Raw genomic sequence first — 12,337 nt, forward strand, 5'->3', positions numbered from 1 at the left:
GTATCCGCCATTTAATTGAAGGAATTGTAATTGGAAAGGAAGAGGCAATCATGGACAGGTTATAGCATACCCCGCTGCTTATATTAAGCATCAATAAACAAAACGACTGTAATATGCTACCGGTAAAGAGTTAACCGTTAACATAACAGATGAATGTTTGCGCTCAGTAAATGTATTTGTTTTAGTATTTTCCCATTTTTCCTGCAGTAGCTTTGGGGTAGGGTATAACACCTATGCGATTACGGTTATTTTGAGTTAACGAATAAATAGCTGCCGACTTACTAACAAGCGTAAATATCATTTTGTTTTGACGATGAGAATATTTTTATAAAAAGTCATTCATTACCGTCAGGATTTGTTTTGATTGAAATAATGGCGCCGGAAGATATAGTAGGATAGCGGGCTTATTAAAGCCCTTTATAATATCGATTCTTTCTATAAAATATTGTAGATCAATGGATGAAAGTAGTATTGATAGCTGGCGCGGTCGTTGCCTTGCAGGGCTTATAGAAAATGATTATTTCAGGCCTGAAGATTCAAATGACGCTTTGCCTGTCATTAAGCCGGGAAACAAATGACGGCGTTTTATACCTGTTTCCCGCTCTTCGCAAATTTATGTTCCTGGTACTCTTTCAGCCGGCTGTCCAGCAAAGCAGCAGCAATATCACGGTGTTCCTGGTCGAATGGTATCGTGTTTAGTACAGCCGTCGCTGCTTCGCCCCGATAGTTATTCCGCTGTGCCGGTTCTTTCAGGAAAGTAAGTGCCAGGTCACGGTCGTAAAGCATATCATGTCCACTGAGGTTTTTAATATAGGCCTTGATAAACGCCTGTTCGGCAGTAAAGTCTTCTACCGTAACGTAACCTCTGTCCAGGCTTCGCACCCAGTCCAATGCGGCGGTATGACCAGCGTCCGCAATAAGTTTCCTGTCCAGCGCCCATTGCAGGAACATCAGGACGGAGGTCTTGTAAAAGTTTTGCTCTTTAACAAATTGCTCTATGGTACCATAATCCATTTCGTTGTACAGGTGGAATAATGGATTTCTGTAATCCAGTCCCAGCACAATGTCTTTAACTTTTTGTTCGTCGGTGAATTCCGGTCCCCAGCTTATGTGTCGCTGTTTGTCTGCCGGAATGCGCCAGCGATAGAAACTTTCGCTGCCGTCGTCGTTTAGCCATATGGGTGATATCTCGCTGCTTTTGAGCGTAGGGGCGCCAAGGGAGGAGTTCAGGTATTCAAAAGTGGCGTTGAAGTCTACCTGGTCCGGGAAAGTGGTCGATGATTTATTGTTATACCATCTTGCACTTACCAGGCGCGGTACAAATATGCCTTTTTTGTTGCCCTGCAGCAGCGGGTACGCTGCCAGATAAGGCTGCGCATTAAACAGCAGGTCAATTCCCAGTTTCTTGTTTTCAATCCAGTAAGATGTTTCTGTTGAACGGTTGGAGATATAGGGCTTCTTCGGATATTTAAATCCGTGCTGCTCCAGGAAAGTGATGATGTCTGCGGAATCAATAGCAGATCCCATGAGGCTTACCAGTGTATTGAACATTCGGTCGGCATTTTTCGGGTTAAGATGATAAAGGCTGTAAAATAATGAATTTTGCCGCAGATCCGGAAATGCTGAAAGGTCTGCGCAAATAATTATTCGGCGGGATAATATTGTTTTAACCAGCTGATTACTTTCGCAAAAACATCCATGGAAGCTGTCAATCCCATCCCATGTTTTTCTGTGGGATACAACTCAAATTGCGTTGGTATATTCAACGACGTTAGTTTTTCATGCAGCTTTTTTGCCTGGCTGACATCAACCAGCGGGTCTTGTCCGCCGTGAAACAGGATAGTAGGTACGCCGCTGGCTTTAGTGAGCTGATGATAGGGACTGGCATCAAAGGCGATTTTGGCGGCAGGATCAGGTTCGCCCAACAGTCGGGCTACTTTTTCATCGGCGTCTTTATTTTCCTGCCTTGTTTTTTTATCGGTGAAATCTGTTGGTCCCCACAGGTCTACCACTGTTTTTATCTGGTGTGAACTGTCGCAGGCGTAGGCGTACTGCATGGCGAGATAAGCGCCGGCACTACCGCCTATCAGGGCAAACTGGCTGCCATCGAACGACAGTTTTCCGGATTTGGAGGAGATGAACGCCAGTGCTTTTTTTATATCGTCCAGTTGGGTGGGGTAGGTGTTTTGATGGTCCCGGACCAGGCGATAGTTCATGGACACAACGCCATAGTGCAGTTTGCCGGCCAGTTCGTCGATGAGTTGTTTGGGAAACTCTTTTTTGTCGCCGCCGGTCCAGCCGCCGCCATGCAGGTATACAATGATTTTAGTGCCGGCGTGGTGGTTTTCCGGGAGATAAGCATCCAGGGTGTTGTCTTCTCCGGCGTCGCCATAAGGCACATTGCGCAGGGTGATGTACGCGGAGCTGGTGGCTACTGCCGGTAAAGCGGTGCCGGTATTGCCATCGCGGAGGTTGTTTTTTTTCAGATAGCTGACCAGTGCTTCCGGATGATCGCTCTGCATGCCCTGTACGCCCTTGTTTAACACAGCGTTCCAGGTGGCAGGTCCTTCCGATGGCGTTTGTGCGTCCAGCCATACGGCTACGCCATGTTGCCGGGCAACCGCCAGCATGGCGCTGTCTGTTACGTTGTCCAATACCGCAATGGCGATGTTGTCCAGCAGATAATTCAGTTGCGCCGGAGTGGTTACGTCATCCGGTACGCTGGTCATCAGTGGCATTTGCGGCGCTGTTTTTCTCCACTGTTTATATTGTTCTTTACTGTTGAGATAGACTACGATCTGTTGCTCCATCCCGGCGGCCTGTATCTGTTTCCAGGTTTCGGCGACGTCGGCATCTTTGAAATCCAGGTAGATATTCACTTTCCCTTTGGCGGCGCGTAAGGCTTCCGCGAACGTGGGCACGCGGTAATCTTTCCCGTCTTTACTATTGACTTTTAACTGTCGGATGTCCGCCCAGGTGAGGTCGGACACTTTTCCTTTGCCGTTGGTCATGCGGTCTACGGTGCCGTCGTGCATGAGTACCAGTTGTCCGTCTTTGGTGGTGCGGAGGTCCAGCTCTGCGTAGTCGGCACCGCATTGAATGGTGGCGTTAATGGCGGCAACGGTATTTTCCGGCATGTCTACGTGGTTGCCGCGGTGGGCCACTACCACAAATTTATTTTTGGTGGCAGGCAGCGGTGCTGCCTGTTGTGCAAAGGTGGTATGCATCAACAGGCAGGCGCCGGCAAAAATGAACAGGTGTTTTATCATTACAGGATCTTTTTAGTATCGGTCACGAATACACGGGTACTTACTGAATAAGTGCCACCAGTGGGATTAACGTATTGAAGGTCTACATAGAATGCCCGGTAGCCGCTGTCGGGCAGTGGGGCGTTTACTTTTACGGTTGACTGATGTGCCAGCCCCAGGCTTTGTGACGACCATTTCTCATTGCGGAAATCCAGGTCGGTGGAGTTGGCGGTCCACAGGATGACGTCTACCAGTTGGTCGGCGGTAGCTTTGGCGGTGAGCTTTACCTTTCCGCGGCGGGTGCTGGTGGTCCAGCTGCAGGCAGGATAAGCCTGCTGGCTGAGGGTGTGGCCGAAGAAAGCGCTGAGGCCTTCGAAGGCATGTTTTTTATCACCCAGGTTATGGCCGGCGTTGGGCGTATAATTGAGCATATTTTTACCAGGGATGCTGTCGAGGTAGTTTTTAATATTGTCTACTACCCAGTATTCATCGTTGGTGCCCATGAAAATCATTTTCGGCATGGTGAGCAGCTGACGATAAGAGTAAGGATCTATCATGGTGTTGATGGATTGTCCTCCTTCTGTGTGAGCGGCCTGCGGGATGCCCAGTTTTACGTAGTCTTCAATCTGAATACTGTATTCTTTCCACGTTTTGATCTGATAATCGAGGCTTACCGGCATATTCAGTACGTCTATCACCATGGGCGCAATAGCGGCTACACGGTTGTCGTTGGCACCGGTGAGCCAGGTGGTCCAGCCGCGTTTGGAGGCGCCGGATACCACGAAGCGGTTGACGTTTTGCGACAGCTTTTCTTTGGAGAAAGATTGTATGGCGTCCATGGCCCGTACGGCGCTTTTCACCATCGGGAAAAGCAGCGGCCAGGTGTAATCACCATCTTCTTTAAACTGGTGGAGGGTATAAGAGATCAGGGCATCTTCCGTCAGGTTTTTAAAGAGTGGTTGATTAGGTGTCTGTCTGAGCACGGCGGTAATGGCTTTGTTGGTGGTGGCCATGGACGCTATTTGCTGGTACAGGTCATCCGTAGGGCCGTTCCAGTTAGGCTGCCCGTTTTTAACGGAGCCGCCGGTGATGAACAGCAGGGCGCCATCATAGCTGACGTTGGCAGGCACAAAGATGGCGAGTTGGTGTGTCCAGGTATATTCCCGCCATTTTTGAGAGGTGAGTAAAATACTATAGCATTTTACGTCTTTGATATCGAAAGAATCCTTCAATTCATAACGGAAGGAGGTGTCTGCGTTGTTCAGGTAGCTTTTCAGCGCGGTGGCCGGAGTGACGGTTTGCTGCGCAAACGTTGCTGCCGCGAAAAACAGGTGGACAAATAACAGGGTGGTTGTTTTCAAAAATCGTTGTTTCATATGCGGAGGAATGATTTTAAGTAAGATAAAAAATGTTTACCATGGTTTGCCGGTGCCCTGGATGATCCATGGTTTGGACCAGGGGCTGTTCTGTGGACCGTTGGCGCCGGAAGCGGACTGGGAGGTTACTTCCAGCCTTTTCATGGCCTCGGTCACATTGGTTTTATTCAGGTTTCTTTCTTCCAGCATGTAATACAGCCGTACCGGCAACACCGGTGCTTTTGCATAAGGTCCGGCATGCAGGTTGGGATAGCCGGTACGTTTATAGTCGGCCCAGGCTTCTGTGGCGGCGGTCCAGCTGGCGATCCATTTCTGCGTAATGATCTGTTCCTGTGTGTTGTTGAATTTCACACCAGGTTGAGAGAGATAGGCAGAAAGATTACCGCTTACGCCCCAGGTGCTGAAGGAAGCCTGTATACCGGCCTTGTAATGTGTTTCCGCATCACCGGCGGCCCAGCCTTTTACAGCAGTCGCTTCTGCGAGGATAAAATGTACCTCAGCTGCGGAGATCAGCCGGGCTTTCAGCAAAGGCCCTTTGGCTTGTTTGTAGATATCGTTGAGCCAGGACACGTGCGGGTTCCGGGATGCCTGTGCTGCGTCCGGGCTCAGGTTGTATACCGCAGGGCCGGGGATGGCCGGTGGCAATCCCACATAGTCCACGTCCTGATTGATATCTTTCAGGGTCAGTCCTTTTGCGGCAAGTACATCGGGAGATACATACCTTACTTTCCTGTTTTCGCCGTTCACCACGGTATCTACGGCTTTGTATACGTTGCCGGTGCCAGGCGGCAGTTTATCGTTTACAACCAGGAAGCACTGTACTTTATTGGCCCATACGCCCAGCCGCGGATCACGCAGTGACTCCAGCGAGGCGACAAGTGTATGGCACATTTTCAGGCGGCGGTAGTTGCTGCTGTCACTGTCATACGCGGCGTTGGCAGGCCAGGAGTCGGCGTTGCTGTTACCGGGGAAGGACATGGTGGCATCATCGGCAGCATCGGTGATGATGGGATATTGGATGGGATTGCCCGCTATTTTTTCAATACCTGTTTTGGCGACGGCCGGCAGCTTCTCCGACAGGCGCATGTAATAGCGCAAGGCGAGGGAATTAGCCATTTTACGCCACTTTGCAGGGTCGCCCTGATAGTACACGTCAACGGCGTCAATCGGGGAAGGATAAGCGCTCTTTGGTTTGGACAGCAGGGTATTGGCTTTTTCCAGGTCGGCGAGTATACCGGCGTAGATATCCTGTTGCGGGTCGTAAACCGGCGTGGTGGCGGGTGGGCCATCTTCTCCCTTTAAAGCCTGTGAGTAGGGCGCATCTCCCCACAGATCAGTGATCAACCCGAACATCATGGACTTCATCACGAGGGCCACGCCTTGCTGTAGTTCGTTTTGTGCGGCCACGGCGCGGTTGTATACCAGCTGGTTGTTGCGCAGGATGTCGTAGTAGGCGGTCCAGCTGTTGCTGCCGCCCCAGTCGTATTCGTTGTGCGTGGTGGTCCATCCATCTTTCTGGGTATGTTGCATCACGCCGGCCATGTCCTGGTAGCCGAGGGTCACGATTTCAATGCCGGCCTGTGTTAATACGGTAGACATGACGAGATTCGGATTAATCGTTGCCGGATTGGAGCCGTTGGGGTTCTCATTCAGTTTCATCAGGTCCTTTTTGCACGAGGTCATGGAAGTACCTAACAACCCGAGGCAAAGTATTATTGATTTGGTAACTGTTTTCATGTTGCTGCGTTAAAGGTGCTCTTAAAAAGTAACGTTCAGTTTAGCGCCCATGGGAATAGACCAGGGAGTGACATTGTATCTTTCAATGCCCTGCATGAACTGCATGCCGGAGCCCTGTACAGTGGTAGAAGGCTGATAGGCGTTTTCGGGATCAATACCAATTTTGGCGGCCGTCCACAGGATGATGTTTCTGCTGTAGACGGAAACGCTGGCATTTTGCACTTTCACACCGGACAGCAGGCGTTTGGGCAGTTCATAGGAGAGCGATACCTCCCGTAGTTTCAGATAAGAAGCCGGGAACAGGAATGCCCTGGTGAAAGACCAGGCGGTACTGCCTGCGTAAGGAAGGGTAGTGGTGCCCTGGCCTCCCAGGTTTTCAATATAGCCGGTAGGGTTACCATTGGCATCGTACCCTTTGGCTCTTACACCGGGAATGAACACGCCGCCATAAGGCAGCACATACGGGCCATAGGCAAATCCATAACCATTGTATTCCGGTGTGGGGCCGCCCACTAAAGGAAACTTGTTGCCACCGGGGATAATCAGTTCGTCCTGGTGGCTCACGAGATAGTCTCTGAGTTCCTGCCCTTTCATATTCCCGGGATTGATGAGTTTGTCCAGGAAGAGCTGTGAGTTGCCTTTCTCTTCTCCGTAGCGGTAGGTCTGGGAAACGAAGTCGCCGCCGTTTCTCCAGTCGAAGGTCATGCTGAGGGTGAAGTTTTTATAGCTCAGCGTTGTTTGCAGGCCCATGATAAAGTTAGGGTTGAAGTTGCCTATTTTATTACGGGAGTTGGTAGCGTCTATACTTTGCCATTTGCCGGTATTGTCCAGCAGCGGATAGCCGTAATAGGGAGATGATTTATCGGTAACGGTCACCATTTGCGCATCATAAATGTCGCCGATGTCTTCTCCTACGTATGTCCATGCGCCGCCTTTTCCTTCTTCCCAGAGGGTGTAATAAGGCAGGTCGTCAGGAAGTGAAATGATTTTTGTCCTGTTGCGGGTGAAGTTCATGTTCACGTCCCATCTCCAGTTTTTTTGTTGTACAGGGGTGCCTCCGACGGTGAGTTCCACGCCGCGGCTTCTCAGCAGGCCGGCGTTGATGTTGCGGGAGGAAAAGCCGGATGATGGCGCTGTTTTGGGACTGAAGATCTGGTTTTTACTTTCCACCATGTAATACGTGGCGGCAAAACGCAGGCGGTTTTTGAACAGGTTGATATCAACACCACCTTCGTAGGAAGTGGCGATTTCCGGTTTCAGGAACGGATTGAGCAGGTTGCCGGAAGTGGACAGGCGGGGAATATTACCCCAGGCGCCGGCGTTATACAGGGTGGCCAGCAACTGATAGGGGGAGGCGTCGTTACCTACCTGTGCGGCGCCGGCCCTTATTTTAATCAGATTGATATCATCGGAGGTGAGATGGGCCATTTCATTCACCAGCAGGCTCAATGAGGCCGCGGGATAGAAATAGGCCGCTGCATTCGGCAGGGTGCTGGACCAGTCGGTACGACCGGTTACATCCAGGTAGGCCATGCCTTTATAGCCTACGTTCAGCATGCCATAGATGCTGTTAACTCCTTTCTCGAACATGGTGCTGTTATAGTTCAGGTTTTGCGGGGCTATGTTCTGGATAGTGTATACGCCTGGTGTATTTAAACCGGTTCCGTCCTTTGTGGAGGTAATAATGTTTTTGCCGGTCTGATAGCGTTTGTTGCCACCTGCGGAAACAGAGAAGTCGAAGTTGCCGACATCTTTCTTGTACGTCAGCAGCACATCTATATTACGTTCAAAGTTGCTGAGGTTGATGATGCCATAAGCGCCGCCGGGATTGTTAATGTAGCTATTGGCGATTTTTGTTTCCCTTTTTTCATTGTAGGTGTCCAGTGAATACCGGGCCATGAAGCTAAGGGAGGGTAGTATTTTCCAGTCGGCCCGGATGTTACCGAACACGCGGTCCCTCACAAATGCGTTCTTTACTTCATAAGCCAGGAAATACGGATTGTTGAATACGCCGTTGGCCTGTGTGCGTTGTTGCAGGCCTTCCTGACCGGGCATCCAGTAGTCTTTCAGGTCGCGTATGTCGATGTGCGGAGAGATGGTGTATGCCGCCTGCAGGGGATTGGCGCCTCTGTCGCCCGCGGGGCGGTTGTTGGAATTGGTGCGGCTGAAATCCACATTGGTGCTGAAGCTTAGTTTGGAATTGGCCTGCAGGCTGGAGTTCAGGTTGAGCGCATTTTTAAACAGATCGGTATTGGGAATGATGCCTTTGCTGGTCATATTGGCGTAACCTACCCGGTAAGCGATCCTGTCGTTGTTGTTAGCCAGGGAGACAGCCGTGGTGGTGGTCATGCCGGTGTTTACGAAATTCTTTACGTTGTTTTTATGTGATACCAGCGGCATGGGGATGGCTTTGCCGTTCTGGTCTTTGGGGCTGTTCCATTGTACTTCTTCATAACCCATGTCCAGCTCGGCGCCGAAGGTGCCATCCACATTTTCCGTGATAATAGTGCCAAAAGGATTGGTGAGCATATTACCGCTGCGGGACACCGGGATGCCGGAGAACTGTCCGGAGCCGAACTTGGTTTGCCATTTCAGGAATTTGTAGGGTATGTCGAATACGGTATTTACGGACGCATTGACAGTGGCGCGGTTCACTTTTTTACCGGTTTTGGTGGTGATGAGCACTACGCCGTTGCCTGCACGGGAACCATACAATGCGGCAGCGCTGGGGCCTTTCAGGATGGTCACGCTTTCGATGTTGTCCGGGTTGATGTCTGAAATAGCATTGCCGTAATCCACCTTGTTGTCCTGGCCTATCTGGCTGACGTTGTTGATGGTATTGGCCAATGGCACGCCGTCTACTACGAAGAGCGGCTGGTTGTCGCTGCTGAGGGAGGTGGCGCCGCGGATGATCATGCTGACAGAAGAGCCGGGGCCGCCGGTGGAGTTGATAGTAACACCGGCCACTTTACCGGACATGGAATTCAGCAGGTTTTCCTGGGTGACGCGGGTAAATTCTTTGCCGCCGACTTCTTCTACAGAGAAACCCAATGCTTTCTTCTCTCTTTTAATGCCAAGGGCGGTGACGAGTACCTGCTCCAGCTCTTCTACTTTTTTTTTCATGACAACAGACAGCGACAGTTTGCTGGAGTCATTAATCGTATAGCCTTTGAGGGTATCTGTCGTATAACCGGCACAGTTAAAGACAAAGCGGTAAGGTCCGCCGGCAGGCAGCTTTGGGAAAGTGAAAATACCTTTGTCATTGGTCAGGGTATTGGCGAGTACCTGGTTGTCTGCATTTTCCACTCTTACCATTACCCGTGCCAGCACTTCGCTGTTGGCGTTTTTGATAATGCCGATGGCAGCAGGATGTGTATTTTGTGCCAACAGGCCGCCTGCACATAACTGCGACAACAGCAGTAGCCAAACCGTTTTGGTGGGACGATCTTTTCGGGATTGTCGGATGTTTACACGCATAAATATTTCATTTTTAGGCAAAAGGAGTCACAGGCAGCCTTTTCAGGATGCAGTTGGTTACAGTTAAAGATGATTATACCCGGCTTAAGGGGTTATGTAAATGATATTGTTTGTTTGTTTCATCGTCAGGTTGTTTAACGTGGCGATGGTAGACAGAAAATCGGTCAGGGATTCTTTGCTGCTATCGAATGTTCCGGTAAAGCTCATGTCAGTGAGCGTACCTTGCTGGCATTGAATAGTGACGTGGTATTTTTCTGATATCAGCCTGAAAATATTCGCCAGCGGTTCATTGTTGAACGTGAATATTTCCTTCTCCGGTTTCGCGATCACCTGCTTTACGGGAGCGTGTAGGGTTTTACTGACTGCCACGGTCATTTTCACCGGGTCAAAAGAGAGGTCTTCGCCGGGCATCAGATAGGTGGGGTGCAGCGTTTTAATGCCCGCCAGGCTGTCTGGCTGCACCTTTACTTTGCCGCTGATCAGTTGCACGCGGACAGGCCCTTCTGCGGAGTTCCAGGCGGTGATTTTAAATACGGTCCCCAGCGCCGTGGTGGCCAGGCTGCCTGCATGCACCGTAAAGGGTTTGTTTTTGTCGGGCGCGACTTTGAAGGTGGCTTCGCCTGTTAAAAATATTTCCCGGCCGGTGACCGCAAATGAAGACAGGTATTTTAACTGGCTGCCTGGCGCCAATGCTGCCATGCTGCCGTCTTTCAGACGAACAGACATTATTTTCCGCGTATGGTTGGCCTGTTGCACATAAGTGTCAGGCACCGTAACAGCATGTGCAACCGGTGTTGCAGCCGCTATCGGAGCTGGCGGCTGATGATGGTATTGGTGCCATGCAAAACCGGTAAGAGCCACACCCAGTACTGCCGCCGCAGCCCATCTGTAATAAATGGCCTTCACCTTTTTCTTTTGCCAGGTACCACTTTCAATGACGGTCAGCATTTTATCGGAAACGTCTGTTGGTAAAGTATGCTCCGGATGAAAAGAATGCCAGCTTTCATCAGTTAAACAGGGTTGTACTGCTTCCGGATGTTCCGCGAAATAAGCGGTGACAGCCTGCTTTTCTGCTTCATTACATTCTCCCCGTAAAAACTTTTCAATTAATGCTGCTGGGTGCTTCATATATAGTATTCGTTTGAAAACAGTAAATCCCTCACTGCTTAACAATAAGTAAATATTCAGGTGAGAAAAAGGATCAGCAAAGCCAGGAGAGGATGGCCGGTAATAACAATAACAGGGAGTCTTTTAGTTGCCGTATGGCACGTACAATATGGTTTTCAACTGTTTTGGGAGAGATGGACAACTGCCTGGCTATTTCTTTATGTGGAAGACCTTCAAAGCGGCTTAGTTTAAAAACGTTCCTCCTGACGGGGGACAATTGTTCTATGCTGTTGTATACCCGCGCTAGTTCTTCTTTCACGGTAAGGTCTGTTTCCATATGCCAGTCGGGTGTTTCCCGGACCATGGTCTCGGTATGCCGGTTTCTGACCTGTTGCTTGCGCAGGAGATCGGCCATCACGCTTTTGGCTATACGGAAAAGCTGCGTGGAGATATCATAGTTTGCTGACAGTTTTTCCCTTTTCTCCCAAAGTAATATGAAAGACAGCTGTACTGTCTCTTCAGACAGGTAAGCGGAATGTGTACATTTCAATACGTAGAAATAGAGCTTTTCATGATATTGCTGATATATCATTTTGAAACACCCGATATTTCCATTCTTTATATCCTGTACGATACTTTCCATAATGACCGCAAATATCTAATGGCCCTAAACAAGATACAAGGAATTGCCGATTATATTATTGTTATTTTGGAGGCTCCTTACTTCTTCAGTTTCAATACTAACGGGGCGGTAGCCACGCCCGGGATAGTGACGGTGACAGACAGGTCCAGGGTGGAATCGCTCACATTTTCGATCCAGTGCGGATCATTATTGCCTTTTTCATTGGTGAGCAGAAATACCGCATCGTGTACGTCCAGTTTCCAGGTGCCTGCATTGCCGGCAACAGGCAGTATCAGCTCCGTGCAGCCTTTGATGTTGAACTTGCCATCGGCGCCGAACTGATACATGTTGGCAGTGGTACAGGTAAACAAGGCACCGGCCTGGCCCAGGAGGGGCGCCAGTTTAATGATGCTGGTACCGGCGGGAATATTTTGTCCGCCGAGCTTTACCGGAACGGCAAAGACAATATCTTTTTGTTGCCAGTTGCCTGCTACGAGTCCGTATTTGGCGGATTTGTCAGGAGCGGCGTCCCGGCTCTTCTTACACGATGCCATTAGCAGCTGCCCTGCTGCCAATAGCGCCAGTACTTTTACAGGGATAGAATTACGCATAACTTTTTACATTAAATGACAGGTATAGTGAATAACTTGCTACGATAGCCTTTATAATATATTCGTTTGAAAAAGATAAATCCCTCACCTGGTAACAATTAGTTCATATAGGGTACGACGGATTACCTTCACCATAAAGTCTCATGTGGGCCGGTTGTT

8 protein-coding genes are annotated in these 12,337 nt (G+C 49.8%); all 8 read right to left on the reverse strand.

Annotated elements, in window-relative coordinates; genetic code table 11:
• Positions 1–585: 585 nt before the first annotated feature.
• A complete protein-coding gene (locus HGH92_RS22985; protein ID WP_168873076.1) occupies positions 586–1,551 on the reverse strand; it encodes a hypothetical protein in 966 nt (321 codons plus the stop codon).
• 92 nt (positions 1,552–1,643) lie between these two features.
• On the reverse strand, positions 1,644–3,269 hold the full coding sequence (locus tag HGH92_RS22990; RefSeq protein WP_168873077.1) for a glycerophosphodiester phosphodiesterase family protein: 1,626 nt from the start codon (positions 3,267–3,269) through the stop codon (positions 1,644–1,646).
• Complete coding sequence (locus tag HGH92_RS22995) at positions 3,269–4,624, reverse strand: PhoPQ-activated pathogenicity-related family protein (protein WP_168873078.1); 1,356 nt, start codon at positions 4,622–4,624, stop codon at positions 3,269–3,271. The genes HGH92_RS22990 and HGH92_RS22995 overlap by 1 nt, the downstream gene beginning before the upstream one ends.
• 36 nt (positions 4,625–4,660) lie before the next feature.
• The gene (locus HGH92_RS23000) at positions 4,661–6,361 is read right to left on the reverse strand and encodes a SusD/RagB family nutrient-binding outer membrane lipoprotein (RefSeq protein ID WP_168873079.1); all 1,701 of its coding nucleotides are present in this window, start codon (positions 6,359–6,361) and stop codon (positions 4,661–4,663) included.
• A gap of 21 nt (positions 6,362–6,382) precedes the next feature.
• Positions 6,383–9,838, reverse strand: a complete 3,456-nt coding sequence (locus tag HGH92_RS23005) for a SusC/RagA family TonB-linked outer membrane protein (protein ID WP_168873080.1) — start codon at positions 9,836–9,838, stop codon at positions 6,383–6,385.
• A gap of 84 nt (positions 9,839–9,922) precedes the next feature.
• Positions 9,923–10,966 carry a FecR family protein gene (locus HGH92_RS23010; RefSeq protein ID WP_168873081.1) on the reverse strand — a complete coding sequence of 348 codons (1,044 nt, stop codon included), beginning with the start codon at positions 10,964–10,966 and terminating at the stop codon, positions 9,923–9,925.
• Positions 10,967–11,039: 73 nt separating this feature from the next.
• Complete coding sequence (locus HGH92_RS23015; RefSeq protein ID WP_168873082.1) at positions 11,040–11,588, reverse strand: RNA polymerase sigma-70 factor; 549 nt, start codon at positions 11,586–11,588, stop codon at positions 11,040–11,042.
• Positions 11,589–11,665: 77 nt separating this feature from the next.
• A complete protein-coding gene (locus HGH92_RS23020) occupies positions 11,666–12,178 on the reverse strand; it encodes a hypothetical protein (RefSeq protein ID WP_168873083.1) in 513 nt (170 codons plus the stop codon).
• Between the last annotated feature and the right edge of the window lie 159 nt (positions 12,179–12,337).

The organism is Chitinophaga varians (genome assembly GCF_012641275.1).
Taxonomy (GTDB): Bacteria; Bacteroidota; Bacteroidia; order Chitinophagales; family Chitinophagaceae; genus Chitinophaga; species Chitinophaga varians_A.

Bases quoted from the DNA above. Each gene is read 5' to 3' on its own strand.
- HGH92_RS22985 (WP_168873076.1), bottom strand. From the start codon at position 1,551: ATGTTCAATACACTGGTAAGCCTCATGGGATCTGCTATTGATTCCGCA.
- HGH92_RS22990 (WP_168873077.1), bottom strand. From the start codon at position 3,269: ATGATAAAACACCTGTTCATTTTTGCCGGCGCCTGCCTGTTGATGCAT.
- HGH92_RS22995 (WP_168873078.1), bottom strand. From the start codon at position 4,624: ATGAAACAACGATTTTTGAAAACAACCACCCTGTTATTTGTCCACCTG.
- HGH92_RS23000 (WP_168873079.1), bottom strand. From the start codon at position 6,361: ATGAAAACAGTTACCAAATCAATAATACTTTGCCTCGGGTTGTTAGGT.
- HGH92_RS23005 (WP_168873080.1), bottom strand. From the start codon at position 9,838: ATGCGTGTAAACATCCGACAATCCCGAAAAGATCGTCCCACCAAAACG.
- HGH92_RS23010 (WP_168873081.1), bottom strand. From the start codon at position 10,966: ATGAAGCACCCAGCAGCATTAATTGAAAAGTTTTTACGGGGAGAATGT.
- HGH92_RS23015 (WP_168873082.1), bottom strand. From the start codon at position 11,588: ATGGAAAGTATCGTACAGGATATAAAGAATGGAAATATCGGGTGTTTC.
- HGH92_RS23020 (WP_168873083.1), bottom strand. From the start codon at position 12,178: ATGCGTAATTCTATCCCTGTAAAAGTACTGGCGCTATTGGCAGCAGGG.